Source organism: Pseudomonas sp. NPDC089396 (assembly GCF_044749545.1).
Taxonomy (GTDB): Bacteria; Pseudomonadota; Gammaproteobacteria; order Pseudomonadales; family Pseudomonadaceae; genus Aquipseudomonas.
This window is the reverse complement of sequence record NZ_JBIVIC010000002.1, coordinates 21845-46969: the sequence shown is the minus strand read 5'-3', so window position 1 is coordinate 46969 and position 25125 is coordinate 21845. Positions and strand designations below refer to the sequence as shown.

Sequence of the window (25125 nt, the reverse complement as noted above, 5' to 3'; positions counted from 1 at the left end):
GCCAGCCCAATCGCAGGACCGCCGCTTGACCAATCTCAATCATCCGTCGTCGCTGTGCCCTGCCACCTCGGCCCCGGTCGCGTCCCTGCGCGGTTCGATCAAGGGTGCGTTGGCCCTGCTCGCGTTGGTCCTGCTGGCGTTGCTGCTGTGGCAACTGTTCGCCCAGTTTCGCCATACCCAGGCCGACCAGCGCCAGCAGAACCTGGAGGCAAGCGCGGAACTTGCCGACCACCTGAGCCTGAACATGGCGCTGCAGGCCCAGCAGGCACTGAATGTGGTGCAGCCCTACGTCAAGGCGCCGACACCGGCAGCCCTGCCCAGCCTGCTGGCCACCCTGCGCGAACGCCTGCCCAGCCTGCGCGACATGGTTTGGATCGACAACAGCGGACAACTGAGCAGCGACAGCCTGGCCGGCAGCCCCGACCGCCAGCTGATTGACGAGCTGTTGATGCTGAACCAGGGCCGTTCATTCTTCTTCACCAACTCGCCAGACAACCGCACCCTCTACCTGTTGCTGCGCCAAGCCAGCGAACAGGACCGCGGCTACTGGCTGCTGCGCCTGTCCAGCGACTATTACCGCACCCTGACCGTGCACCTGGACGGCCCCGGCCACCCGCTGTGGTTGCTGGAAAACAGCCGCAGCGGCGACGTGCTGGAACGCCATGGCCCGGCAGCGACCAGCGACCAGCCACTGCAAAGCGTGATGCTGGCCTACATCGACAACAGCACCTGGCAGCTTCGCGGCCTGTACGACGCAGCCCTGGCCCGGGAAAAGCTGCTGCCGGCGTTGCTCGGCAAGTGCCTGCTGGCGTTGTTCTGCGCCCTGCTGCCGGTGCTGGCGCTGTTCAAGATGCGCCGCCGCCAGCGCGCGCTGCAGGAAGACCGCCGGCGCTATCAGGAAATCTTCGAGGGCACCGGCGTGGCCCTGTGCGTGCTCGACCTGGCCAGCCTGCCCGGGCAGCTCGACCGCTACCACCTGCGCAACCGCGCGGCGCTCAAGCAGAGCCTGGCCCTGGACTGCAACCTGCGGCGCACGTTGCTGCACGAGCTGAAGATCACCGAAATCAACCAGGTCGCACGCCAACTGCTCAACGTCGACTGCCACCAAGGCGCCTGGCAACGGCTGATCGATGGCAGCGGCGATGGCCGCGACAGCATCGGCATGCAACTGATCGACGCGCTGATCGAACAGCGCCCGCTGCTCGAACTGGAGGTGCGCCTGCCGGCGCCGCTGGGCGGCGAGCTGCACCTGTGGCTGATGGCCCGCCTGCCGCAGCAGCGCCGTGACTACCAGGCGGTGATTCTCAGCATCAGCGACATCACCAGCCGCAAGCAGGTGGAGCTGTCGCTGCTGGAGCGGGAAAGCTTCTGGTCGGACGTGGTGCGGACCGTTCCCGATCAGCTGTACGTGCAGGACGTGTTCAGCCAGCGGATGATCTTCGCCAACCGCCACCTCGGCCAGACCCTGGGCTACGACCGCACCGAGCTGACGCAGATGGGCGAGCGCTTCTGGGAGCTGCTGCTGCACCCCGAGGACGCCGCCAACTACCAGGCCCTGCGTCAGCAGCAGCGTGACAACGGCCACAGCCAGGCGCTGCATACCCAACTGCGCTTCCGCCACCGCGACGGCGGCTGGCGCTGCTACGACATTCGCGAACAAGTGCTGACCCGCGACGGCGACGGCCAGGTCACCCGCATCATCGGCGTGGGCAAGGACGTCACCGTGCAGATCGAAGCCAGCCAGTCGCTGCGCGACAGCGAGCAGCGCTACCGCATGCTCGCCGAGAGCATCAGCGATGTGATCTTCTCCACCGACAGCCAGCTGCAGCTCAACTATGTAAGCCCCTCCGTTAAAGCGGTGCTGGGCTACCCGGCCGAGTGGATCTTCGACAACGGCTGGCAGTCGATCGTCGCCAACCCCGCCCAGCTCACCGGCATCTACAGCCTGATGGAGCGGGTCAGCCGGGCCATGGGCGACCGCGAACAACTGGCACAACTGCGCCAGCACCTGCCCACCCAGCTGTTCCTGTTCGACTGCCTGCGCGCCGATGGCCGCAAGATCCCCATCGAGCTGCGCCTGGTGCTGGTATGGGACGATCACGAACGTTTCGAGGGCGTGCTCGGCGTGGGCCGCGACATCAGCCAGCAGCGCCGAGCGGAAAAAGACCTGCGCATGGCCGCGACGGTGTTCGAGCACTCCACCTCGGCGATCCTCATCACCGACCCGGCCGGCTACATCGTGCAGGCCAACGAAGCTTTCAGCCGCGTGAGCGGTTATGCGGTGAGCGATGTGCTCGACCAATTGCCCGGCATGCTCACGGTCGACGAGCAGCAGGAAAGCCACCTGCGCTATGTGCTCAAGCAGCTGCACCTGCGGGGCAGCTGGGAAGGCGAAGTGTGGCTCAAGCGCCGCGACGGCGACCACTACCCGGCCTGGGTCGGCATTACCGCGGTGCTGGACGACGAGGGCGACCTGGCCAGCTACGTGTGCTTCTTCACCGACATCAGCGAGCGCAAGGCCAGCGAACAGCGCATCCACCGCCTGGCCTACTACGACGCGCTCACCCACCTGCCCAACCGCACGCTGTTCCAGGACCGCCTGCACACGGCGCTGCAGCAGGCCGAGCGGCAGAAGTCGTGGGTGGTGCTGATGTTCCTCGACCTCGACCGCTTCAAGCCGATCAACGACTCCCTGGGCCACGCCGCGGGCGACCGCATGCTCAAGGACATGGCCCTGCGCCTGCTGGCCTGCGTCGACGATGACGACACCGTGGCGCGCATGGGCGGCGACGAGTTCACCCTGCTGCTGCAACCGCGCGCCACCCGCGAGATGGCGCTGAACCGCGCCATCCATGTGGCCGAGAACATCCTCGCCAGCCTGGTGCGGCCGTTCGTGCTGGAAAACCGCGAGTTCTTCGTCACGGCCAGCATCGGCATCGCCCTCAGCCCGCAGGACGGCAGCGAGCTGAGCCAGCTGATGAAAAACGCCGACACCGCCATGTACCACGCCAAGGAGCGCGGCAAGAACAACTTCCAGTTCTACCAGGCCGAAATGAACGCCAGCGCCCTGGAGCGCCTTGAGCTGGAAAGCGACCTGCGCCACGCCCTGGAGCAGAACGAGTTCATCCTCTACTACCAGCCGCAGTTCAGCGGTGACGGCAAGCGTCTGACCGGTGCCGAGGCGCTGCTGCGCTGGCGCCACCCGACCCGCGGCCTGGTGCCGCCGGGCGACTTCATCCCGGTGATCGAGGAATTGGGCCTGGTGGTGGACGTCGGCGACTGGGTGCTGCGCGAAGCCAGCCGCCAGCTCAAGGCCTGGCACAAGGCCAAGGTGCGCGTGCCGAAGGTGTCGGTGAACATCTCGGCGCGGCAGTTCTCCGACGGTCAGCTGGGCAACCGCATCGCCAGGATCCTTGAGGAAACCGGGCTGCCGCCGGCGTGCCTGGAACTGGAGCTGACCGAAAGTATCCTGATGCGCGACGTCTACGAAGCGATGCAGATACTCGATGGCCTGAAGGTGCTGGGCCTGAGCATTGCGGTCGACGACTTCGGCACGGGCTACTCGTCGCTCAACTACCTCAAGCAGTTCCCCATCGACGTGCTGAAGATCGACCGCACCTTCGTCGACGGCCTGCCCGAAGGCGAGCAGGACGCGCAGATTGCCCGGGCGATCATCGCCATGGCCCACAGCCTCAACCTGGCGGTGATCGCCGAGGGGGTGGAAACCCATGAGCAGCTGGAGTTCCTGCGCGAGCATGGTTGTGACGAGGTGCAGGGGTATCTGTTCGGGCGGCCGATGCCGGCGAACCAGTTCGAGGCGCAGTTCGCCAACGAGACGCTGTTCATGTTCCAGTAGCCAACGCGGTCTTGTGTAGGAGCGGCCTTGTGTCGCGAAAGGGCTGCGCAGCAGCCCCAGCTATTTCTGCTGCGCTGCTGAAACCCTGGGGCTGCTGCGCAGCCCTTTCGCGACACAAGGCCGCTCCTACAGGACCACGCCAGCGCCTGAAAAAGCGGACCCAAAAGTCAACTCCCTCCCCCACGCCAGCCCAGAAACGGCGCGGGATGCAACATGAAGCCCATTGGTCCGCGACTTGACGCCAGTTCATATGCCAGGCGCGAATCAATCGGTTAGAATGCCCCCCCAATCCCGCCCGATCCTTGAGGACCGTTATGTTCAGCCGTGATTTGACCATTGCCAAGTACGACGCCGAGCTCTTCGAAGCCATGCAGCAAGAAGCTCTGCGCCAGGAAGAGCATATCGAGCTGATCGCTTCGGAAAACTACACCAGCCCAGCCATCATGGAAGCCCAGGGTTCGGTGCTGACCAACAAGTACGCCGAAGGCTACCCAGGCAAGCGCTACTACGGTGGTTGCGAGTACGTCGACGTGGTCGAGCAACTGGCCATCGACCGCGCCAAGGAACTGTTCGGCGCCGACTACGCCAACGTCCAGCCGCACGCCGGCTCCCAGGCCAACGCCGCCGTCTACCTGGCCCTGCTGTCGGCCGGTGACACCATCCTGGGCATGAGCCTGGCCCACGGTGGCCACCTGACCCACGGTGCTTCCGTCAGCTCCTCGGGCAAGCTGTACAACGCCATCCAGTACGGCATCGACGCCAACGGCCTGATCGACTACGACGAAGTCGAGCGCCTGGCTGTCGAGCACAAGCCGAAGATGATCGTTGCCGGCTTCTCGGCCTACTCGCAAGTGCTGGACTTCCCACGCTTCCGCGCCATCGCCGACAAGGTCGGTGCCTACCTGTTCGTCGACATGGCCCACGTCGCTGGCCTGGTTGCCGCAGGCGTGTACCCGAACCCGGTGCCGTTCGCCGACGTGGTCACCACCACCACCCACAAGACCCTGCGCGGTCCACGTGGCGGCCTGATCCTGGCCCGTGCCAACGCCGACATCGAGAAGAAGCTGAACTCCGCCGTCTTCCCAGGCGCCCAGGGCGGCCCGCTGGAGCACGTGATCGCCGCCAAGGCCATCTGCTTCAAAGAAGCCCTGCAGCCTGAGTTCAAGGCCTACCAGCAGCAAGTGGTGAAGAACGCCCAGGCCATGGCCAGCGTGTTCATCGAGCGTGGTTTCGACGTCGTTTCCGGCGGCACCCAGAACCACCTGTTCCTGCTGTCGCTGATCAAGCAGGAAATCTCCGGTAAGGACGCCGACGCCGCGCTGGGCAAAGCCTTCATCACCGTCAACAAGAACTCGGTGCCGAACGACCCTCGTTCGCCGTTCGTGACCTCGGGCCTGCGTTTCGGCACCCCAGCCGTCACCACCCGTGGCTTCAAGGAAGCCGAGTGCAAGGAACTGGCTGGCTGGATCTGCGACATCCTCGCCGACCTGAACAACGCAGCGGTGATCGACGCCGTGCGTGAGAAGGTCAAGGCCATCTGCAAGAAGCTGCCGGTTTACGGCAACTGATCGGCAATCGCCTGATGTGCAAAAGCCCGGCCTTGTGCCGGGCTTTTTTGTGCCTGGGTGCGGAAAACGTTCCACATGGGTTGCGCCGCCAAGGCCACCTAGCCTTTGCGCTCCTTCAACCTGGAGCACGCCCATGAGCACCGATGTCGCACGCTCGTTCATCGCTACCCTGCAACACGACGGGTCGCCAATCAACGTCTTCGACGCCATGACCACCGGCCCTGTAATACTCGAAAGCCCGAACCAGACCCCCGCCTTCGCCATCGACGGTGCACGCACCCTGGGCTTGCTCGATGGCAGCGACGCAGACTGGCAACTTGGCCAGGAGCAAGGGCTGGTCACCTTCAGCAAAGGCCCAGAACCTGCACCCTTGATGCTGTATTTCCGCTACAGCCAGGCCGGCTACCGGCTTTACATACGTAACGGTACGCACCTTGGAGAGGGCGTGTTTTGCAATGCTTATGGTGTGGTGAATGCCCAGTTGATCGAAGCGACAGATCCAACCTTGTGGCTCATCACACATGAGCAAAGCGGCAAGCCATTCGACGTGACTGAAACCGAGGGCGATAGCCAGGACATTCAACTGACCAACCGCCACGGCCATCCGCTGCAGGTTCACGGCCTGTATCCCGTGGGTGGCTACCTGGTCTGCCACGCTGCCGCGGGCAAGAGCACATTGCGACTGTCCATCGTGGCGCGCAATGTCGATTGGCTGAACACCGACTGATCGAGCGCTGAATCCGGCCCTGCAGGCGCATACGTTGTCGAACCCGCAGGGCCTCCACGTTGCGACGAGCACGCTAGCGCCCTTCCGTATTACCCTGTGCCATTTCAGCCCACCGAGCACAGGCGCCGCCTTGACCAGAGAACAACTCGAAACCCACCAGATCCCGATCTACTTCGCCGCCGTGATCGCCGCCGTCGCCTTCGGCCTCCTGGCTCCGGGCACCGCGCAGCACCTCCAAGCCCTGGTCACCCCCGCCATCGCAGTGCTGATGTATGCAATGTTTCTGCAGATCCCGTTCCTCGACCTGCGCCAGAACCTGGGCAACCGTCGCTTCATGGCTGCCCTGCTGCTCGCCAACTTCATCCTCGTGCCGTTGCTGGTCTGGGCCATCACCCGCGGCCTGGTCGCGCACCCGGCAATCCTCATCGGCGCCCTGCTCGTATTGCTGACGCCGTGCATCGACTACGTGGTGGTGTTCACTCACATCGGCAAAGGCGACTCACGCCTGACCCTCGCTGCCACGCCCGTGTTGTTGTTGGTGCAGTTGGTGCTGCTACCGGTGTACCTGGCGTTGATGCTCGGCGACAGCAGCGAGGTGAAGATTGCCATTGCACCGTTCGTGGAAGCCTTTGTATTGCTGATCGTGTTGCCCATGATCCTCGCCGTGCTCACCAGCGCTGGTGCTCGGCGTTCTCGGGTGGTGTCGGTGTGGAACGACGCCTGGGCGTGGATGCCGGTGCCGGCGATGGCCTTGGTGCTGATGACGGTGATCGGCTCGCAGATTGCCGTGGTGTGGCACGACTTCGACCGGCTGCTGCCGGTGATTCCGGTGTATGTCGGCTACATGTTGCTGGCACCGGTGCTCGGCTTCGTCGCTGCGCGGCTGCTGTGTTTGCCGGTGACCGAGGCGCGCTCGGTGACCTTCAGCGCCTCGACGCGCAATTCGCTGGTGGTGTTGCCGTTGGCGTTGGCGCTGCCGGAGGAATTGCGCGGATTGGCGGCGGCGGCGGTGATTACCCAGACGTTGGTGGAGTTAGTGAGTGAGCTGGTTTACGTAAGAGCCATCCCTGCCCTGCTACGCGACTGATGCTACACCCCAAATTTTGAAAGCTATGGCGTACCTGTGGGAGCCGGCTTGCCGGCGATAGGGCCCGAACAGACCCTGCAAGGCGACAGTGTTGCGCCTGCCGGCCAAAGCGGGTTTTGCCTGCACCGGCCTCATCGCCGGCAAGCTGTTCTGGTCAAGTTTTGCCGGAGAACAAATGCGAGGATCCTGGATAGATTTAAGGTGGGCATGCATGAGACTCCAAGTTTTAGTTGGAGCTGCCACGATCCTTCCTACGGGATTGGGTGGCAGCTGTGTATGGGGTAGGAATACCGGGAAACTTGAAAACCCGGCCAGGCCGAAGCCTGCCCACACACAGCCGCCATGACACAGCACGGCAGGCACAAAAAAAGCGCCAGCTGTGGTGCAGGGGCGCCTAGTGCATGCGCCAAGTTTACCAACGGGTTCCTACGCCCGGTCGCGGAATTTGCCGCGACTGGGGAAATTTATCCCCGCTTCTTAGAGAGGGCAAGGTTTAGGGCTGTAGGAAGCGTCTTGAAGTTTTGTAGGAATGAAGCCGAAACGTGCCAATGCCACTTCAACGACCCATAGTTGGTTAAGATCCAAGCCAACTGAGATCAAGCAAAAGCGCCCGATCACGATTGCAGGCGCTTTTTTTTGCGCTCTCAGTTTCTTGTGACGGTAGCAGCGCGTGGGAGACTTTCGGGTCTACCGGTTCTTTTCCTCGGTTCGCCAACCTGCGTGCCGCTGCCACCCTATCTTTTTCTTAAAGTCAGAATTACCCGCGAAAGCATCAGTGAGTCCACAGAACCTTCCGCAGGCGACTGGTTGCAGATGGGGTAGAAACGGTGGGGTTTGGGAGGCGCCGGAGGGGTGCGGCGGCAGAGAACGAATGCGAGGATCTTGAACGGATTTCTGGTGGTCATGCATGAGTTCCTTTCGTTGTGGAACTGCCACCGCTCGCGGCCAAGCAAGTTAGGGTGGCTGCAGTGCGCGGGTTGGCCGACCGGGACGAAAGGAGCCCGGCACACCCGAAGGTGTCCCGCGCACCACCGCCATAACGCAACATCGCGGGCACAAAAAAAGCGACTGCGATGAAGACTTGGCGCTGCTGCGCCTTTCGATTCCGACCGGCCAAGGTCGCGTCGCCGATGCTTCGAGGCAATTTATCCCTCTGGCTCTGGTTGAGCAAGTTTCAAGGCCCTGCGCAAAGGCTTCGCCTGTCGTAGGAAAAGAGCATGACTAAGATTGGCGGTCAGAGGTCGAGCAGAAAGCTCGTCAAGGCCGTCAACCAGAGGCGAGCAGGGGAGGAAATTGAGCAGCCGAAAACATGGCAAAAAACTTGCCCATTTAGAAATTATCTTTAGTCGGCGATGCTGACATCTCTAAAATTTTCGCTGAGAGGCCCGTAAACACTGAGTCAGAGCCAAGCGCCAGCAAACCATTATCTTTAAAACAGTCCAATCCGAAGTAGAAAATAACGAACCGCTAACTCGAATGAAGTTTCGGCTTTGGAGGGTAGCTTGCGACTTAAAACTGTTCGGCTCAATAACAAAAAAACCCGCACAAGGCGGGCTTTTTTGGAGGGGCCGAACGCAAGGAAAGCTGCATCGGGCCAACTGTATGTGGTGCCGGAGACAGGAATCGAACCTGCGACCTTCGCGTTACGAGTGCGCTGCTCTACCGACTGAGCTACACCGGCGTGTAGCGCAACGTACCACTGCCGCAGCCGTTACGCAAACCCCTGTTTCCCCTGACTAATTACCCCGCCCTCAAGGCGCCTTGCAGCCGTTCGGCGCCAGGTCTTCCTCGATGTTGGTCGTGCAGCCCCACCCCGTGGCCGAGCGGGTCAGCGTCAGAGTCTTTCCGAGCACAATGGCCGGCGCATCGGCCAGGGTGCAGTCGATGGTGGCGCTGCCATCTGCGGCGGTGCCGCGTGCCGTAATGGCGCAATGGGAAGTGGCAGCCTGCCCGCCCAATGCGGCTACGTCGGCCACGTCCTTGCCTTCGTTCAAGCGCAGGTCCATCGCGGTCTTCAGCGCGGAAATCTCCAGCAACCCGGCAGCCGCCTTGGCGCGGGCCTGGTGGTTGGTGTACATCGGGATGGCGATGGTCGCCAGAATGCCGATGATCGCCACGACGATCATCAGTTCGATCAGGGTGATACCGCGTTGCCCTTTCATGAACGTTTTCCTTTTTGATTCGCATACTCGGTGAGGTCAGGCTCGACCCCGGCTGGCAGCGGCGCAGTAGGCCTGAACAGACACCTTTTGTCACCCCTGCCCGTCCGGGCGTCAGCGTCGCTGAACTACTCTAGTGAGCATCAGGGAAGTGCGCCCCTCCAGGGACTCGGCAAGCTGTTTCCAGGCTTGTCGCATGGGCAAAAAAGGACCTTTGCATGAAGCATTCGACTCAGCGTTACGCCTGGCACGGCACCGATGCCAGTGGCGCAGCCGTCAGTGGCCAGATGAGCGGGCGCAGCCCGGCGTATGTGCGTGCCGGGCTGCAGCGCCAGGGTATTCGCGTTGCGCGCTTGCGGCCGGCCGGTGGGCTGGACTGGCGCTGGCCGAAGGCGCGGGAGAAACGTGACCCGGCGGGCTTCAGTCGGCAGTTGGCGACCTTGCTCAAGGCCGGTGTGCCGCTGCTGCAAGCATTTGAGGTGATGGGCCGCAGCGGCTGCGATGCCGGGCGAGCGGCGTTGCTGCAGCGGTTGCAACAGGATGTAAGCGCGGGGCTGGGGCTGGCGGATGCGATGCAGCGCCACCCGGGCTGGTTCGACGGGCTGTACTGCAACCTGGTGCGGGTGGGTGAGCAGTCCGGCACGCTGGACCGGCAGCTGGAACAGCTGGCGAGCATGCTGGAGCAACGTCAGGCGCTGTACAAGAAAGTGCGCAAGGCGATGCTCTATCCCCTGCTGCTGTTGCTCACCGGCCTGGGCGTATCGGCGATCTTGTTGCTGGAAGTGATTCCACGTTTTCAGAGCCTGTTCGCCGGCTTCGATGCAGGATTGCCGGCCTTCACCCAATGGGTCATCGACTTGTCCACAGGGCTGGGGCGCCATGCGCCGCTGTTGTTGATAACTTCCGTGGCGCTGTGCCTGGGTGTGAACGCGCTGTATCGCCAGCATGCGCCATCACGCCTGTGGATATCTCGACAGGTGCTGCGTTTACCGGTGTTCGGCCGGTTGATTGGGCAGGCCGCGCTGGCGCGCTTTGCGCGCAGCCTGGGGACGGCGTATGCCGCCGGGGTGCCGTTGCTGGATGCGTTGGGCACTGTGGCCGGTGCCTGTGGTGGCGACCTGCAGCAACAGGCGGTACTGCGCCTGCGCCAGGGCATGGCCAATGGGCAGGGGCTGCACCAGGCGATGGCGGCCGAGGCTATGTTTCCACCGCTGCTGATACAGCTCACGGCCATCGGCGAATCCAGCGGCACCCTGGACCAGATGCTGGATAAAGCTGCCAGCCATTACGAGGAACAGGTCAGCCAGGCACTGGAGCAGTTGACCAGCCTGCTGGAGCCGGCCATCGTGGCGATCCTGGGCGTGCTGGTGGGCGGCCTGGTGGTGGCGATGTACCTGCCGATCTTCCAGATGGGTAGTTTGATCTGATGACTTTATCGACTTTCCTGGCTGAGCAGCCGGCGTACTTCATCACCTTGGCGACCTTGCTCGGCCTGTTGGTGGGCAGCTTTCTCAACGTGCTGGTGTATCGCCTGCCGATCATGCTGAACCGTCAATGGCAGCGTGAAGCCCAGGAGGTGCTGGGACTGGTACCCGATGAGCACGCGCGCTTCGATCTGTGCCTGCCCGCCTCCCATTGCCCGCATTGCGGGCACCGCATTCGCGCGTGGGAGAACATCCCGCTGCTGAGCTACCTGGCATTGCGCGGTCGCTGCTCGGCCTGCAAAGGCGCGATCGGCCTGCGTTATCCACTGGTGGAAGTTGCCTGCGCGTTGCTGTCTCTGGTGGTGGCCTGGCGTTTCGGTGCCTCGCTCGAAGCCTTGCTGGCGCTGCCCTTGACCTGGTGCCTGCTGGCCCTGAGCCTGATCGATGCCGACCACGGCCTGCTGCCGGACGTGCTGGTGCTGCCGATGCTGTGGCTGGGGCTGATCGTCAATGCATTCGGCGTCTTCGTGCCATTGACCGAGGCCCTGTGGGGCGCGGTGGCCGGGTACCTCAGCCTGTGGGCGGTGTACTGGCTGTTCAAGCTGGTGACCGGCAAGGAAGGCATGGGGTATGGCGACTTCAAGCTGCTGGCGCTGATCGGTGCCTGGGCAGGTTGGCAGATATTGCCTTTGACCCTGCTGCTGTCGTCGCTGCTGGGCGCGATTATCGGCCTGTGCCTGCTGCGCCTGCGCCGCCGCCCGGTGAGCGTGGCGATACCCTTTGGCCCTTATCTGGCCATTGCGGGGTGGATTGCTGTGCTCTGGGGTGATGAAATATACGCCTCATACCTGCAACTGCTTGGATTCTGATGACCACTGCGGCCTTCACCCCTTGGATTCTCGGCCTTACCGGCGGCATTGGCAGCGGCAAGAGCGCCGCCGCCGAACGCTTCGTCGAGCTTGGCGTGCACCTGGTCGATGCCGACCAGGCGGCGCGCTGGGTCGTCGAACCTGGCCGACCGGCCCTGGCGAGCATCGTCGAGCGCTTCGGCCCTGGCGTGCTGCTGGAAGATGGCCAGCTCGATCGTGCGGCCTTGCGCCAGCTGATCTTCGCCGACCCGGCTCAGCGCAAATGGCTGGAGCAGCTGCTGCACCCGCTGATCGGGCAGGAGATCTTCAGCTACCTGGCCAAGGCCGAATCGCCTTATGCGGTGTATGTGTCGCCGCTGCTGATCGAGTCTGGCCAGCACCTGAAGACCCAGCGCGTGCTGGTGATCGATGCGCCGCAGGCGCTGCAGGTGTCGCGCACCTTGCAGCGCGACAACACCAGCGCCGAGCAGGTGCAGGCGATTCTCAAGGCCCAGTTGGCCCGCGAGGAGCGCCTGCGCCATGCCGATGATGTGGTGGTCAACGACAGCGACCTGGCCGCGTTGCATGGGCAGATCGACCGTTTGCACCACTTTTACCTGACTTTACGAGGAGGCCAGCCATGAGCAAGCCATTGACCGTCGATTGCCCGACCTGTGGCGCACCTGTGGAATGGAACGAGAAGAACGCGTTCCGGCCGTTCTGTTCTGATCGTTGCAAGTTGATCGATCTGGGGGCCTGGGCGGCTGAGGAGCACAAGATTCCGGGGGCTGAAGAGTCTGAGGATGAGCTGTATTCGGGGGATCTGGAGCCGCGGCATTGAGTTGAGTGGCCAGGGGCCTGCTTTGCAGGCCATCGCCGGCAAGCCGGCTCCCATACGGATTGCATCAGCTTTCAGATTATGTGCAAGACCTTTGTTCCCACAGGTACCGCGCAATGCTCAGGCCAACGCTGTAACCTGTGGGAGCCGGCTTGCCGGCGATGAGGCCAGTACAAATTACCGCTCATCCTCCTTCCACGGCGCCTGTAGATAACGGGTGCGGTTGAACGTCTCCAGCCACTCCGGGCAAAACACCACCAGGGCACTGATCACCATGCCGTTGATGAACGCCTCCGGGAACATCATCAACCACAGGTAGCCCACAAAGTCGCTCAGCCACTCCGGCATGGCGAAGCGCCCGTCCAGCCACAGCAAACCCAGCCCCGCCAACAGGCACACCAACACCGTGAGCGCGGCCGGGAAAAAACCCGAACAGAAGATATAGACGAACAGGTTCCGCGGCTGCGCGCGCTCGACCAGAATGGCGCACACCTCGGTAATCAGCACCGGCAGTCCCACCAGCAACAACCCGTTCACGCCCAGCGCAGCCAGGTCCTGCCGGCCAAGCGCCAGCAAGCCAAGCTGAGCGAAGAATCCCCCCAGAATCGCCAGCGGCCAATCCAGCAGCAAGGTCACCGCAGTCATGCCAATGAAGTGATACGACACGCCGGTATCGAAGTCGCGCCGCACCAGCCACAGGGCAAACAGGCAGAACACCGTGCCGAACAGCAAATGCTGACGGCGCCTGTCGGCGAACAGTTCCACCCAGCGGGTGCGGCTGGCCGCCCACAGCAACAAAGGAACGTAACCCAGCCAGCCGACGCTGAGGCTGGTGTCGGACAACACCTGCGCACTGATCACCTGACGCATACCCCTTGCTGGCATGTGGATATGCCTGAGTCTACACCCATTGGAAAACAGCATCTTATCGTCATGGTTTAGCGACTAAGCTTGTCTGCATGGATGACTCAGACTACCTGCGCCTGCTCACCATCCAGGCCGAACAAGCCAATGCTTTCCTCTCCAATGCACGCAAGTGGGAGCGGGAACGTTGGGTATGCCAGCGCCTGCTGCAGGGGCTGAACATTCCCTATCGCAGCGAGGACTTCACCCCGGCCGGCCAGGAGCCGCCAGACGTGCTGTTCCGCGATGCCGCATTCGAGGTGTTTTTCGTGCTGGATGAAGGGCGCCGGCTCAATGACGAATGGCGCGAAGAGCTGCAGCGTCGGCGCAGTGCCTTCTCCCTGGCCCAGCTGGTACGCCGCGAGGCGCGGCCCAGGCGGATCGCCGCCAGCGAGCTGCTGGCGCGTCTGGCACCGACCTTGCGCAAGAAGGCGCACAACTACCGTGAACGTGGGCTGGACCTGAACGAGCTGGACATCATCGCCTTCGCCAGCCTAAAGCGCGAAGTGCTCGACCTGAACACCCACTTTCCGCCGCCCACCGAATACCTGCGCCAGGGTTGGCGCTCGCTGTCGCTGGTCGGGCCGACGTTTGCCCGAGTGCTGTTCGCCCACCCGGACGCGCCGGACTTCCTGCGCGGCAACCTGGGGCGCAGCATCGTTTTCGACGTGGGCATCAGTCTTTGATCCAGTGCCGAGAGTCTTTGCGATGGCGTACACTCGGCGCCAGGGATAGAAAGCATTATCATTTGATTCAAGCGCTTGCATGAACGCTGTAGCGTCCATGCAGTCACATACGTCTACCTGACGAGGCCCACCATGACCAGCCGACTGAATCCGGAAGATCAGCGTCGTGTCGATGAGTATCTGCGAGCCCCCCAGCACCAAGTCGAGCGCAGGCCATTCCGGCCTTGGTTGCTCCTTGTGCTGGTGCTGGTGGTGACCATCGGGTTGGGTCTCATCAGCCGCCTGTTGAGTGGACTGGTGCTATGAGCTGCTTCGCGCTCGCCCTCCCCTCGTGCAGTTTGCGGCCGGCCGGCATGGCCACGAATTCCGTAAACCTTATGAGATATTCCCATGACTCATCGCATCGTGATTGTCGGCGGCGGCGCCGGCGGCCTGGAACTGGCGACCCGCCTGGGTAAAAGCCTGGGCAAGCGCAAGCAGGCCGAAATCACCTTGGTCGACGCCAACCTCACGCACATCTGGAAGCCACTGCTGCACGAAGTGGCCGCCGGCTCGCTGAACTCCTCGGATGACGAACTGAACTACGTGGCCCAGGCCAAGTGGAACCATTTCAATTTCCAGCTGGGGCGCATGAGCGGCCTGGACCGTGAAGGCAAGCAGATTCAACTGGCCGCCACCCTCGACGAAGAGGGCCGCGAGCTGCTGCCTGCGCGTACCCTGGCGTATGACACCCTGGTGATCGCCGTGGGCAGCAACACCAACGACTTCGGCACCCTGGGCGCGGCGCAGCATTGCCTGTTCCTGGATACCCGCAAGCAGGCCGAGCGCTTCCATCAGCAGCTGCTCAACCACTATCTGCGCGCCCATGCCGGCGACGTGGCCAGCGAGAAGATCAGCGTGGCGATCGTCGGTGCCGGTGCCACCGGTGTGGAACTGGCGGCCGAGCTGCACCACGCCGCCCACGAACTGGCGGCCTATGGCCTGGACCGCATCCAGCCCCAGGACATGCACATCACCCTGATCGAGGCCGGCCCGCGGGTACTGCCTGCCCTGCCTGAGCGCATCAGTGTGCCGGTGCACAAGACCCTGGAAAAACTCGGGGTGAAGGTGATGACCAACGCTGCGGTCAGCGAAGTGACCGAAGACGGGCTGAAAACCAAAGACGGTGAAGTGATCCAGGCCAGCCTGAAGGTGTGGGCGGCGGGTATCCGTGCGCCGGGCTTCCTCAAGGACATCGACGGGCTGGAAACCAACCGCATCAACCAGCTGGTGGTGCGCCCTACCCTGCAGACCACCCGCGACGACAACATCTTCGCCTTCGGTGACTGCGCCGCGTGCCCGCAACCGGGCAGCGACCGCAATGTGCCGCCACGGGCCCAGGCGGCACACCAGCAGGCTTCGATGCTGGCGCAGAGCTTGAAGGCGCGGCTGGAGAACAAAGCGCTGCCGACTTACGAGTACAAGGACTACGGCTCGCTGGTGTCGCTGTCGCGCTTCTCGGCGGTGGGCAACTTGATGGGTAACCTGATGGGCAGCGTGAAGCTGGAGGGCTGGTTGGCGCGGATGTTCTATGTGTCGCTGTACCGGATGCACCAGATGGCGCTTTATGGGTTCTTCCGCACGGCGTTGATGATGCTGGGGAGCAAGATTGGGCGGGGCACTGAGCCGCGGTTGAAGCTGCACTGATTTTGGAAGTGGCTTGAGGTCAGGTTGTTTGCACTGGCCTCATCGCCGGCAAGCCGGCTCCCACAGGAATCGCGTCAACTATTAGAAATTGAGCAAGACAGTTGCTCCCACAGGGTACGCACAGCATTCAAGGCTTGTGAAACACCTGTGGGAGCCGGCTTGCCGGCGATAGGGCCAGCAGCCCGCCTACCAACAGCAGCCCGTGCCATGGCTGAATGACTACAGAAGATCTGCACCGAAAGGTGCATTTTTTATGCGCGGGATAAATTCGAGGCAAAAGAAAAAGGGCATCTCTGTCGAGATGCCCTCTTTACATGGTGGGTCGTGTAGGATTCGAACCTACGACCAATTGGTTAAAAGCCAACTGCTCTACCAACTGAGCTAACGACCCGGAAAGTGGTCGGGGTGAGGGGATTCGAACTCCTGACATCCTGCTCCCAAAGCAGGCGCGCTACCGGACTGCGCTACACCCCGAGATTGGCTCCGCGACCTGGACTCGAACCAGGGACCCAATGATTAACAGTCATTTGCTCTACCGACTGAGCTATCGCGGAACTGAACTTCGGTACAACTCCGAAGACTGTGTTCGCTTCGGACTCTTTAGCTTCTTCGCTTTCGCTTTGTCGCTGCTGAGGCCGGCTATTCTACATTCTTCGTTTTGCTTGTCAACCCCTTTTTTTCATTCAACTTACTGATTTGTAAGTTGTTTTGCGATCACCGTTGTTGCTAGTGATTCGCTTAGTGGCTGACAACGCGGCGTATATTAGGGGCACTCTGAATTTGATGCAAGCAAAAATTTCAAAATTTTCAGCAAGTTATCAAAAAAGGCTGGAAGGCCTAGGTTTTGCGGGGTCTGGGCGGGCCCTATCGCCGGCAAGCCGGCTCCCACACGGGTCCCTGCCCGTCTTTGAAACTGTGCTGTACCTGTGGGAGCTGGCTTGCCAGCGATGGGGGCAGCGCGATTTCAGGCAAAAAAAAGCCCCGCAGAGGCGGGGCTTTTTTACAGCAGGGATCAGGCAAACACGATTTCGTCGCCTTCCACCTTGGCGGTAATCGCCGAACCAGGCAGGAACTTGCCGGCCAGGATCAGTTGCGCCAGCGGGTTCTCGATCCAGCGCTGGATCGCCCGCTTCAGCGGCCGTGCGCCATACACCGGGTCGTAACCCACGGCAATCAGCTTGTCCAACGCCTCGGGGCTCAGGCTCAGCGCCAGCTCGCGTTCGAGCAGACGGCTGCGCAGGCGGCCAAGCTGGATCTCGGTGATACCGGCGATCTGGTCGCGGCCCAATGGCTCGAACACCACCACCTCGTCGATACGGTTGACGAACTCCGGACGGAAGTGCGAACCCACCGCATCCATCACCGCCGCACGCTGTGCTTCGCGATCCCCCACCAGCTCCTGGATCTGCGCCGAGCCCAGGTTGGAGGTCATCACGATCACCGTGTTGCGGAAGTCCACGGTGCGTCCATGGCTGTCGGTCAGGCGGCCGTCTTCGAGCACCTGCAGCAGCACGTTGAACACATCCGGGTGGGCCTTCTCCACCTCGTCCAGCAGCACCACCGAGTAAGGCTTGCGCCGTACCGCTTCGGTCAGGTAACCGCCCTCTTCATAACCTACATAGCCTGGTGGAGCGCCGATCAAGCGAGCCACGGAGTGTTTCTCCATGAACTCGGACATGTCGATACGCACCATGGCCTCTTCGGTGTCGAACAGGAACTCGGCCAGGGCCTTGCACAGCTCGGTCTTGCCCACACCGGTCGGGCCGAGGAACAGGAACGAACCACTCGGCCGGTTCGGGTCGGACAGGCCGGCACGCGAACGGCGCACAGCGTTGGCCACGGCGGTGACGGCTTCGTTCTGGCCGATCACGCGCTGGTGCAGCAGGTCTTCCATCTTCAGCAGCTTCTCGCGCTCGCCTTCGAGCATCTTGGCCACTGGGATGCCGGTCCACTTGGAGACCACCTCGGCAATCTCTTCCTCGGTCACCTTGTTGCGCAGCAACTGGTTCTCCGTCTTGCCGTGCTGGTCGACCATCTGCAGGCTGCGCTCCAGGTCCGGGATCACCCCGTACTGCAGTTCGGCCATGCGGTTCAGGTCGCCTTTGCGACGGGCGGCTTCCAGCTCTTGGCGGGCCTGCTCGATCTTTTGCTGGATCTGGGCCGAGCCTTGAACTTCAGCTTTTTCCGACGCCCAGATTTCTTCCAGGTCGGAATATTCGCGCTCCAGCCGCTCGATTTCCTCGGTCAGCTTCTCCAGGCGCTTCTTGGCCGCTTCGTCTTCTTCCTTCTTCAGCGCCTGGGACTCCACCTTCAGCTGGATCAGGCGACGGTCGAGACGGTCGAGCACTTCCGGCTTGGAGTCGATCTCCATGCGGATGCGGCTGGCCGCTTCGTCGATCAGGTCGATGGCCTTGTCCGGCAGCTGGCGGTCGGTGATGTAGCGGTGGCTGAGCTTGGCCGCAGCGATGATCGCACCGTCGGTGATGGCCACCTTGTGGTGCACTTCATAGCGCTCTTTCAGGCCGCGCAGGATGGCAATGGTGTCTTCCTCGCTCGGCTCCTCCACCAGCACTTTCTGGAAGCGACGCTCCAGCGCCGCGTCCTTCTCGATGAACTGGCGGTATTCGTTGAGCGTGGTGGCGCCAACGCAGTGCAGCTCGCCACGGGCCAGGGCCGGCTTGAGCATGTTGCCGGCGTCCATGGCGCCCTCACCTTTACCGGCGCCGACCATGGTGTGCAGTTCGTCGATGAACAGGATGATCTGGCCTTCCTGCTTGGACAGCTCGTTGAGCAGGCCTTTGAGGCGCTCTTCGAACTCACCGCGGTACTTGGCACCGGCGATCAGCGCACCCATGTCCAGCGCCAGCAGGCGCTTGCCTTTGAGGCCATCGGGCACTTCGCCGTTGATGATGCGCTGGGCCAGGCCTTCGGCGATGGCGGTCTTACCCACGCCGGGCTCGCCGATCAGGACCGGGTTGTTCTTGGTACGGCGTTGCAGCACCTGGACAGTACGGCGGATTTCGTCGTCACGGCCGATCACCGGGTCGAGCTTGCCCTCTTCGGCACGCTTGGTCAGGTCGACGGTGTACTTGTCCAGCGCCTGGCGCGACTCTTCGGCATTGGCGTCGTTGACTGCCGCACCGCCGCGCAGGTTGTTGATGGCGTTTTCCAGGGCCTTCTTGGTCACGCCCTGGCCGAGCAGCAACTTACCGAGCTTGCTGTTCTCGTCCATGGCCGCCAGCAGCACCATCTCGCTGGAGATGAACTGGTCGCCCTTCTGCTGGGCCAGGCGGTCAGCCTGGTTGAGCAGGCGCGCCAGGTCCTGCGACATGTTCACGTCGCCGGTGGGGTTCTGGATTTTCGGCAGTTGATCGAGTTCTTTGACCAATGCCTGGCGCAGGTTGTTGATGTCGAAACCGACCTGCATCAGCAGCGGTTTGATGGAGCCGCCCTGCTGCTCGATCAGCGCCTGCAGCAGGTGCACGGGCTCGATGGCAGGGTGATCCATGCCAACGGCCAGGGATTGGGCATCGGATATTGCAAGTTGCAGCTTGCTGGTTAAACGGTCTATTCGCATGGGGATACCTTCCTGTAAGGGCAGGTCGGAGCGATGGACAGCGCCTTTAATGAAGAAACCTGCCTGAGATGACCTTATAGATAAGGCTGATTCTGGAAGATTCAAGCGTAGCGGGGTTGACCGGGGTCAGTCTGATGGATTAGTGGGGATTCATCGCCGGCAAGCCGGCTCCCACAGGGATCCCACATGGCCTGAGGCTTGCGCTGTAACTGTGGGAGCCGGCTTGCCGGCGATGCGGCCGGTACTGACTAGCGAGGATCCAGCCAGACCATTGAAGCGAAGCGCCCACCCTGCGGGGTACGGCGATAGGAGAAGAACCGCTCATCACTGACCGTGCAGTAGCCCCCGCCATAAACGGCAGTGACCCCACGCGCCGCCAGACGAATGCGCGCCAGTTCATAGATGTCGGCCATCAGCTTGCCCGGCCGCTCGCCGTCGACAAACGCCCTGCCCGCTTCCGGATGCACCGCGGTAAAGGCATCACGCACCTCCAGCCCCACCTCGAACGCCTGCGGGCCAATGGCCGGGCCCAACCACACCAGCACCTCTTCAGGCGGCAGTGCCAGGCGATCGAGGGTGGCTTCCAGTACACCACCCGCCAACCCACGCCAGCCGGCATGGGCGGCAGCCACGCGCGTACCGGCGCGGTCGCAGAACAGCGCGGGCAGGCAATCGGCGGTCATCACGGTACAGGCAATGCCGGGCTGGTCGGTCCAGCTGGCATCGGCTTCGGCCAACACGGCCGGGTCGGCATCCGCCACCACCCGCCCATGCACCTGCTTGAGCCAGGCCGGCTGGATGGCGAACGCGTCGCTCAGGCGGCGTCGGTTCTCGGCGACCGCAGCGGGGTCGTCGCCCACGTGGTCACCGAGATTGAAAGTCTCATAGGGCGGCACACTGACGCCGCCCTGACGCGTGGTAACGCAGGCGCGCACCGAGGCCGGGGCCGGCCAGTCGGGAAACAGCAGCGACTGCGTCAGACCACTCATCCGATAAACGCCTCGCGGTCCTGATTCAGCAGCGACAACAGCCAGGTGAAGTCGTCCGGCAGCGGCGAAGCCCATTCCATCCGTTCACCGGTGGTCGGGTGATCCAGTGCCAGGAAGCGGGCGTGCAGCGCCTGGCGCGGGAAGTTCTTGACCGCCTCGACCATGGCCACGCTGGCCGCCGGCGGAATGCGGAAACGCACACCGTAAGTCTGGTCGCCGACCAGCGGATAACCCACATGCGCCATGTGCACACGAATCTGGTGGGTACGGCCGGTTTCCAGCTTCACCCGCACATGGGTGTGCGAACGGAAGCGCTTGAGCACCCGGTAGTGGCTGACCGCAGGCTTGCCGCCTTCAGTTACCGCCATGCGCTGGCGCACGCCACCGTGACGGCCGATTGGCGCATCGATCTTGCCCCCAGCGATCACCACCCCGACCACGATGCACTCGTAGATCCGGCTGACCGTGCGGCTTTGCAGCTGCTCGACCAGCTTGGTCTGCGCTTGCAGGGTCTTGGCGACGACCATCAGACCGGTGGTGTCCTTGTCCAGGCGGTGGACAATGCCCGCACGCGGCACGTTGATGATATCCGGCACATGGTGCAGCAACGCGTTGAGCAGGGTGCCACTGGCATGCCCGGCAGCCGGGTGCACCACCAGGCCGGCTGGCTTGTTGATCACCAGGATCTGGTCGTCTTCATAGACGATGTCCAGTTCGATGTCTTCGGCCACCCACTCGCCCTGGGCCTCTTGCTCGGCCTCCAGGGCAAGCAGCGAGCCACCATGGACGGTATCTCGAGGGCGCAGGACCGCGCCATCGACCGTCAGGCGACCCTCTTTGATCCACGAAGTAAGCCGCGAACGCGAGTACTCTGCGAACAATTGGGCGGCGACCTGGTCGAGGCGTTGACCGCCCAGTTCGGACGGTACCTCTGCGCTAAGTTGAATGATCTCGGACATGCTCGATTCGGCGGGCGTACAGCCTTTGGTTTCGACTGCACGCTTGTGGTTAAATACGGCTTCTTTTGTCCCGGGGTTGGCCGGGGCGCTCATCATAACAGGACGGCTCCGCCCAAGACAGCGGCCGTCAAAGGGACGCAAGCCGCCATGCAAGTGAAACACCTGCTGCTGATCGCCATCCTCGGGCTCACCGCGGCCTGTTCCTCCAATAAGGAAGTCATTGACGAGAACCTCAGCGAGGCCGAGCTGTACCAGCAGGCCCAGGCTGACCTGGACAATTCCAGCTACACCAGCGCAGTGAACAAGCTCAAGGCCCTGGAGTCGCGTTACCCGTTCGGCCGCTACGCCGACCAGGCGCAGCTCGAGCTGATCTACGCCAACTACAAGAACGCCGAGCCCGAGGCCGCCAAATCGGCTGCCGAGCGCTTCATCCGCCTGCACCCGCAGCACCCGAACGTCGATTACGCCTACTACCTCAAGGGCCTGACCTCGTTCGACCAGGACCGTGGCCTGCTGGCGCGCTTCCTGCCGCTGGACATGACCAAGCGTGACCCGGGTGCCGCCCGCGACTCGTACAACGAGTTCGCCCAGCTGACCAGCCGTTTCCCCAATAGCCGCTACGCGCCAGACGCCAAGCAGCGCATGATCTACCTGCGCAACCTGCTGGCCGCCTACGAAATCCACGTGGCCGACTACTACCTGACCCGCCAGGCCTACGTCGCCGCCGCCAACCGTGGCCGCTACGTGGTAGAGAACTTCCAGGAAACCCCATCGGTCGGCGACGGCCTGGCAGTGATGGTCGAGGCCTACCAGAAGATGCACCTGGACGACCTGGCCGCCACCAGCCTGGAAACCCTCAAGCTCAACTACCCGAACCACCCGAGCCTGGTCGATGGCCAGTTCGAGCCCAAGCAGACCGAGTCTGATGGCCGCAGCTGGCTGTCCAAGGCCACCCTGGGCATGATCGAGACCGATACCCCGCTGCCACCGGGCGAAACCCGCGCCAACCAGGACGTGGTCCGCCAGTTCCAGGACGCCCGCTCCGAAATGCCGGAAGAGCTGCTGCCCAAGGACGAGAACGGCGACCCGATCCTGCCGGAAGGGCCGAAGGAAGCCGAGAAAGACCGCTCGTGGTTCAGCTACATGACCTTTGGTCTGTTCGACTGATTCAAGCGCTAATAGAAAGGGAGGCCCAGGGCCTCCCTTTTTTATTGGCAGCATCCTAGACTGTCGCCTTCATCATTCGACAAGCTGGACACCATGGTTCGTCTACTTTTCTGGATCGCCGTGATCGCCGCCGCGTACTGGCTGTGGCGCAAATTCAAGATCAGCCAGCAATCGCCTTCCGAACCGAAGCTCGACGCCCCGCTGAAAATGGTGCGCTGCGCCCATTGCGGGGTGCACCTGCCCAATGACCGGGCGCTGCACCGGGGTAACGAGTGGTATTGCAGCCCGGCGCACCTGGAGCAGGGGCCCGGGCGCCAGGGCTGACTGCCGACCTCACTGGCCCTATCGCTGGCAAGCCAGCTCCCACACCGACGACACATGCCTTGAGGCGTGGGCCGTACCTGTAGGAGCCGGCTTGCCGGCGATAAGGCCAGCAAAAACAACCTCACATATCCCTCCCCGACCCTTTCGCACCATTTGCGACCCCGTCCCCACCGCCAGCATTGACCCGCCCCAGCAAAGTTCGCTAAATCCTATTTATCCGCATAAATATGAAAAATAGCGAAATGCTCAAACCCAAACGCAAGCGCCAGAAGCTGTCCGACATGATCGTCGAATCGGTCAAGCGCTCGATCGTGACCGAGGCCCTGCACCCCGGCGACCGCCTGCCCACCGAGCGCGAGCTGATGGAGCACTTCGAATGCTCCAAGGGCACCGCTCGCGAGGCGCTCAAGGCCCTGGAAGTCGAGGGCCTGGTCAGCACCCGCACCGGCCCCAGCGGCGGCGCCTACCTCAATGAAGTCGGCACTGAACCGGCGAGCCGTGCGCTGCGCAACTACCTGCACTTCCAGCACCTGGACGGCGAGCAGGTGTACCAGCTGCGCAAGGTCATCGAGGTCGAGCTGGCAGTGTCGGTCATGGGCCAGTTGAGCGAAGCGGACTACGCCGCCCTGCAGGCCAACATCGACTTCTGCAGTGCCCCGGAAGACAGCGAACAGGGCCAGCGCGAGCAGCGCCTGGCGGAGCTCGAGTTCCATACCCTGCTGGCGCACCGCTGCCCCAACCCGCTGCTGCGCTTCATGGCGGTGTTCCTCAACGACCTGCTGCGCGACCTGGTAGTGCTGAAAAAGGCCTACCTGCCCAAGCGCCAGCAGTTCGCCGCAGCCAATATCGACTACCACAAACAGCTGATGCTGGCCCTGCGTGCCAGCGACGAGCCCGCTGTACGCCGGCTGATGCACGAACACATGTGCGACGCCGAGCACCACATGACCGCCCTCGAAGGCGAGGTCGCCCGCCACTTCCTCCTGGAGTTCGAACACAACCGCTGATCCGCCTGTACAGAGGCCTGCACACAGGCCCGGCCGTACCCGCTTTGTCATTGCCACTCCTGCCTAATAACCACAACCAAGGAGTTACCCATGCAAAGACGTACCCTGCTCAAGGCAGGCCTTGCCCTGGGTGCCATCGGTAGCCTCCCTTTCGGAGCGCACCGGGCATTCGCCGACGAACCGCTGACCTTCTACGGGCTCAAGTCCATGTCTGGCGCCTTTGCCAGCTACGGCAAGTACGCCGACATGGGGTCGCGCCTGGCCATCGCCGAGTACCCGCAGCTGCTCGGCCGCCCGCTCAAGTACAAAGTCATCGACACCGAAGGCAATGCCGGCAAGGCGGTGCGCAAGGTGCAGGAAGCCATCGGCCAGGACGGCGCACGCTTTTTCCAGGGGTGCACCCTGTCGTCCTCGGCGCTGGCGGTGTCGAAGGAAATCCACAAGGCCGGCGGCGTGTTCATGACGCCGGTCGGCGCCGATGAAATCACCGGCAAGGACTGCAACGCCTCGACCTTCCGCTGGTCGGTGCCCACCTACGGCGCCATCCGCGAGACCCTGGTGCCGATGATTCGCCAACTGCCCCAGGCCAAGCGCTGGTACACCATCACCCCGCAGTATGTGTTCGGCGACGCACTGCTGGACAACGCGCGCAAGGTGTTCGCCGAGTTCGGCGTGGAGCACATCGGCAACAGCTACCACTCCCTGCAGGAGCAGGAGTTCTCCGGCTACCTGACCAACGCCATCGCCGCGAAACCCGACGTGCTGGTGCTGCTCAACTTCGGCAGCCAGTCGTCCAACGCCCTGCGCCAGGCGGTGAACTTCGGCATCAAGGACCGCATGAAAGTGCTGCTGGTGTGGTCGGCCGGGCTCGACCAGTTCCAGGAGCTGGGCAGCGACGTGCTCGAAGGTGTGTACCTGGGCGCCCAGTACTGGCACCAGGTCGATACCCCGATGAACCAGCAGCTGGTCGCAGCCACCCGCAAGGCCTACGGCATCAATCCCAACTACCCGCTGGCGGCCGACTACATCGGCACCAAGGTCATGCTCGACGCCATCAGCAAGGCCGGCACCCTCGACGGCGCCAGCGTAGCTGCTGCCCTGCAGGGCATGCGTTTCCAGGGCCCGACCGGCGAAGAGCTGATCCGCCCTGGCGATCACCAGGTCATGAAGGATTACTACCTGCTGCGCGGCAAGCCCCAGGGGCAGATGCGCGACGAGGACGACCTGGCTGAAGTCATCAGCTCGGGCCGTTCGTTCGTCGAGGTCGACCACACCGGTTGCGCCCTGGCCTGAAGCCGCGGCGTTCGTCAAAAACACTCG

The 25125-nt window shown here is 62.9% G+C and carries 20 protein-coding genes and 4 tRNA genes; 15 read left to right on the top strand and 9 right to left on the bottom strand.

Annotation, left to right across the window (positions count from 1 at the left end):
- Positions 1–25 precede the first annotated feature (25 nt).
- The 4 genes from ACIPZB_RS03230 (at position 26) to ACIPZB_RS03215 (ending at position 7238) form a co-directional block, all read left to right on the top strand.
- Positions 26–3856 carry an EAL domain-containing protein gene (locus tag ACIPZB_RS03230; RefSeq protein ID WP_400638982.1) on the top strand — a complete coding sequence of 1277 codons (3831 nt, stop codon included), beginning with the start codon at positions 26–28 and terminating at the stop codon, positions 3854–3856.
- 314 nt (positions 3857–4170) lie between these two features.
- Positions 4171–5424: a serine hydroxymethyltransferase gene (gene glyA / locus ACIPZB_RS03225; protein ID WP_400638981.1), complete on the top strand. Its 1254-nt coding sequence runs from the start codon at positions 4171–4173 to the stop codon at positions 5422–5424.
- 133 nt (positions 5425–5557) lie between these two features.
- Positions 5558–6151, top strand: coding sequence for a hypothetical protein (locus ACIPZB_RS03220; RefSeq protein ID WP_400638980.1), 594 nt, complete (start codon positions 5558–5560; stop codon positions 6149–6151).
- A 130-nt stretch (positions 6152–6281) separates the two neighbouring features.
- Positions 6282–7238: an arsenic resistance protein gene (locus ACIPZB_RS03215; RefSeq protein ID WP_400638979.1), complete on the top strand. Its 957-nt coding sequence runs from the start codon at positions 6282–6284 to the stop codon at positions 7236–7238.
- A gap of 1605 nt (positions 7239–8843) precedes the next feature.
- Here ACIPZB_RS03215 and ACIPZB_RS03210 read toward each other — a convergent pair.
- Positions 8844–8919 (bottom strand) — tRNA-Thr (locus ACIPZB_RS03210).
- Between the two features lie 70 nt (positions 8920–8989).
- On the bottom strand, positions 8990–9400 hold the full coding sequence (locus ACIPZB_RS03205) for a pilin (protein WP_400638978.1): 411 nt from the start codon (positions 9398–9400) through the stop codon (positions 8990–8992).
- A gap of 215 nt (positions 9401–9615) precedes the next feature.
- Between ACIPZB_RS03205 and ACIPZB_RS03200 the strand changes: the two genes are divergently transcribed.
- The 4 genes from ACIPZB_RS03200 to yacG are packed head-to-tail and all read left to right on the top strand — an operon-like array spanning position 9616 to position 12510.
- Entirely contained in the window at positions 9616–10824 is a 1209-nt protein-coding gene (locus ACIPZB_RS03200; RefSeq protein ID WP_400638977.1) for a type II secretion system F family protein, read from the top strand.
- The gene (locus tag ACIPZB_RS03195) at positions 10824–11690 is read left to right on the top strand and encodes a prepilin peptidase (protein ID WP_400638976.1); all 867 of its coding nucleotides are present in this window, start codon (positions 10824–10826) and stop codon (positions 11688–11690) included. Before ACIPZB_RS03200 ends, ACIPZB_RS03195 begins: the two co-directional genes overlap by 1 nt.
- Entirely contained in the window at positions 11690–12313 is a 624-nt protein-coding gene (gene coaE / locus ACIPZB_RS03190) for a dephospho-CoA kinase (protein WP_400638975.1), read from the top strand. Before ACIPZB_RS03195 ends, coaE begins: the two co-directional genes overlap by 1 nt.
- Positions 12310–12510 carry a DNA gyrase inhibitor YacG gene (gene yacG / locus ACIPZB_RS03185; protein ID WP_008091956.1) on the top strand — a complete coding sequence of 67 codons (201 nt, stop codon included), beginning with the start codon at positions 12310–12312 and terminating at the stop codon, positions 12508–12510. Before coaE ends, yacG begins: the two co-directional genes overlap by 4 nt.
- Before the next feature lie 174 nt (positions 12511–12684).
- Here yacG and ACIPZB_RS03180 read toward each other — a convergent pair whose 3' ends face one another.
- Positions 12685–13392 (bottom strand): energy-coupling factor ABC transporter permease, encoded by a 708-nt coding sequence (locus tag ACIPZB_RS03180; RefSeq protein WP_400638974.1) that lies wholly within the window; start codon positions 13390–13392, stop codon positions 12685–12687.
- Positions 13393–13466: 74 nt separating this feature from the next.
- On the opposite strand from ACIPZB_RS03180, the gene ACIPZB_RS03175 reads away from it, so the two are divergent.
- The 3 genes from ACIPZB_RS03175 (at position 13467) to ACIPZB_RS03165 (ending at position 15782) form a co-directional block, all read left to right on the top strand.
- Positions 13467–14096, top strand: coding sequence for a DUF1780 domain-containing protein (locus tag ACIPZB_RS03175; RefSeq protein ID WP_008091953.1), 630 nt, complete (start codon positions 13467–13469; stop codon positions 14094–14096).
- 132 nt (positions 14097–14228) lie between these two features.
- Positions 14229–14402, top strand: a complete 174-nt coding sequence (locus ACIPZB_RS03170; protein WP_400638973.1) for a DUF3094 family protein — start codon at positions 14229–14231, stop codon at positions 14400–14402.
- Between the two features lie 84 nt (positions 14403–14486).
- Complete coding sequence (locus ACIPZB_RS03165; protein WP_008091950.1) at positions 14487–15782, top strand: NAD(P)/FAD-dependent oxidoreductase; 1296 nt, start codon at positions 14487–14489, stop codon at positions 15780–15782.
- Positions 15783–16097: 315 nt separating this feature from the next.
- Here ACIPZB_RS03165 and ACIPZB_RS03160 read toward each other — a convergent pair.
- From ACIPZB_RS03160 to rluD, 6 genes are all read right to left on the bottom strand, one after another.
- Positions 16098–16173 (bottom strand) — tRNA-Lys (locus ACIPZB_RS03160).
- A gap of 6 nt (positions 16174–16179) precedes the next feature.
- Positions 16180–16256 (bottom strand) — tRNA-Pro (locus ACIPZB_RS03155).
- 4 nt (positions 16257–16260) lie between these two features.
- A tRNA-Asn gene (locus ACIPZB_RS03150) sits at positions 16261–16336 on the bottom strand.
- 458 nt (positions 16337–16794) lie between these two features.
- Positions 16795–19359 (bottom strand): ATP-dependent chaperone ClpB, encoded by a 2565-nt coding sequence (gene clpB / locus ACIPZB_RS03145; protein ID WP_400638972.1) that lies wholly within the window; start codon positions 19357–19359, stop codon positions 16795–16797.
- Positions 19360–19607: 248 nt separating this feature from the next.
- Positions 19608–20348, bottom strand: coding sequence for a peptidoglycan editing factor PgeF (gene pgeF / locus ACIPZB_RS03140; RefSeq protein ID WP_400638971.1), 741 nt, complete (start codon positions 20346–20348; stop codon positions 19608–19610).
- On the bottom strand, positions 20345–21307 hold the full coding sequence (gene rluD / locus ACIPZB_RS03135; protein WP_043272812.1) for a 23S rRNA pseudouridine(1911/1915/1917) synthase RluD: 963 nt from the start codon (positions 21305–21307) through the stop codon (positions 20345–20347). Before rluD ends, pgeF begins: the two co-directional genes overlap by 4 nt.
- A gap of 147 nt (positions 21308–21454) precedes the next feature.
- Here rluD and ACIPZB_RS03130 point away from each other — a divergent pair, with 147 nt between their 5' ends.
- The 4 genes from ACIPZB_RS03130 to ACIPZB_RS03115 all read left to right on the top strand — a co-directional run bounded on the left by ACIPZB_RS03130 (position 21455) and on the right by ACIPZB_RS03115 (position 25098).
- The gene (locus ACIPZB_RS03130; RefSeq protein ID WP_008090121.1) at positions 21455–22474 is read left to right on the top strand and encodes an outer membrane protein assembly factor BamD; all 1020 of its coding nucleotides are present in this window, start codon (positions 21455–21457) and stop codon (positions 22472–22474) included.
- 93 nt (positions 22475–22567) lie between these two features.
- Entirely contained in the window at positions 22568–22798 is a 231-nt protein-coding gene (locus ACIPZB_RS03125) for a PP0621 family protein (protein ID WP_008090119.1), read from the top strand.
- Between the two features lie 242 nt (positions 22799–23040).
- The gene (locus ACIPZB_RS03120; protein ID WP_400638970.1) at positions 23041–23805 is read left to right on the top strand and encodes a FadR/GntR family transcriptional regulator; all 765 of its coding nucleotides are present in this window, start codon (positions 23041–23043) and stop codon (positions 23803–23805) included.
- A 90-nt stretch (positions 23806–23895) separates the two neighbouring features.
- A complete protein-coding gene (locus ACIPZB_RS03115) occupies positions 23896–25098 on the top strand; it encodes an ABC transporter substrate-binding protein (RefSeq protein WP_400638969.1) in 1203 nt (400 codons plus the stop codon).
- Positions 25099–25125 lie beyond the last annotated feature (27 nt).

Bases quoted from the DNA above. Each gene is read 5' to 3' on its own strand.
- glyA (WP_400638981.1), top strand. From the start codon at position 4,171: ATGTTCAGCCGTGATTTGACCATTGCCAAGTACGACGCCGAGCTCTTC.
- ACIPZB_RS03220 (WP_400638980.1), top strand. From the start codon at position 5,558: ATGAGCACCGATGTCGCACGCTCGTTCATCGCTACCCTGCAACACGAC.
- ACIPZB_RS03180 (WP_400638974.1), bottom strand. From the start codon at position 13,392: ATGCCAGCAAGGGGTATGCGTCAGGTGATCAGTGCGCAGGTGTTGTCC.
- ACIPZB_RS03195 (WP_400638976.1), top strand. From the start codon at position 10,824: ATGACTTTATCGACTTTCCTGGCTGAGCAGCCGGCGTACTTCATCACC.
- pgeF (WP_400638971.1), bottom strand. From the start codon at position 20,348: ATGAGTGGTCTGACGCAGTCGCTGCTGTTTCCCGACTGGCCGGCCCCG.
- rluD (WP_043272812.1), bottom strand. From the start codon at position 21,307: ATGTCCGAGATCATTCAACTTAGCGCAGAGGTACCGTCCGAACTGGGC.
- ACIPZB_RS03130 (WP_008090121.1), top strand. From the start codon at position 21,455: ATGCAAGTGAAACACCTGCTGCTGATCGCCATCCTCGGGCTCACCGCG.
- ACIPZB_RS03200 (WP_400638977.1), top strand. From the start codon at position 9,616: ATGAAGCATTCGACTCAGCGTTACGCCTGGCACGGCACCGATGCCAGT.
- ACIPZB_RS03175 (WP_008091953.1), top strand. From the start codon at position 13,467: ATGGATGACTCAGACTACCTGCGCCTGCTCACCATCCAGGCCGAACAA.
- coaE (WP_400638975.1), top strand. From the start codon at position 11,690: ATGACCACTGCGGCCTTCACCCCTTGGATTCTCGGCCTTACCGGCGGC.
- ACIPZB_RS03205 (WP_400638978.1), bottom strand. From the start codon at position 9,400: ATGAAAGGGCAACGCGGTATCACCCTGATCGAACTGATGATCGTCGTG.
- ACIPZB_RS03165 (WP_008091950.1), top strand. From the start codon at position 14,487: ATGACTCATCGCATCGTGATTGTCGGCGGCGGCGCCGGCGGCCTGGAA.
- ACIPZB_RS03125 (WP_008090119.1), top strand. From the start codon at position 22,568: ATGGTTCGTCTACTTTTCTGGATCGCCGTGATCGCCGCCGCGTACTGG.
- ACIPZB_RS03120 (WP_400638970.1), top strand. From the start codon at position 23,041: ATGCTCAAACCCAAACGCAAGCGCCAGAAGCTGTCCGACATGATCGTC.
- ACIPZB_RS03115 (WP_400638969.1), top strand. From the start codon at position 23,896: ATGCAAAGACGTACCCTGCTCAAGGCAGGCCTTGCCCTGGGTGCCATC.
- clpB (WP_400638972.1), bottom strand. From the start codon at position 19,359: ATGCGAATAGACCGTTTAACCAGCAAGCTGCAACTTGCAATATCCGAT.
- ACIPZB_RS03170 (WP_400638973.1), top strand. From the start codon at position 14,229: ATGACCAGCCGACTGAATCCGGAAGATCAGCGTCGTGTCGATGAGTAT.
- yacG (WP_008091956.1), top strand. From the start codon at position 12,310: ATGAGCAAGCCATTGACCGTCGATTGCCCGACCTGTGGCGCACCTGTG.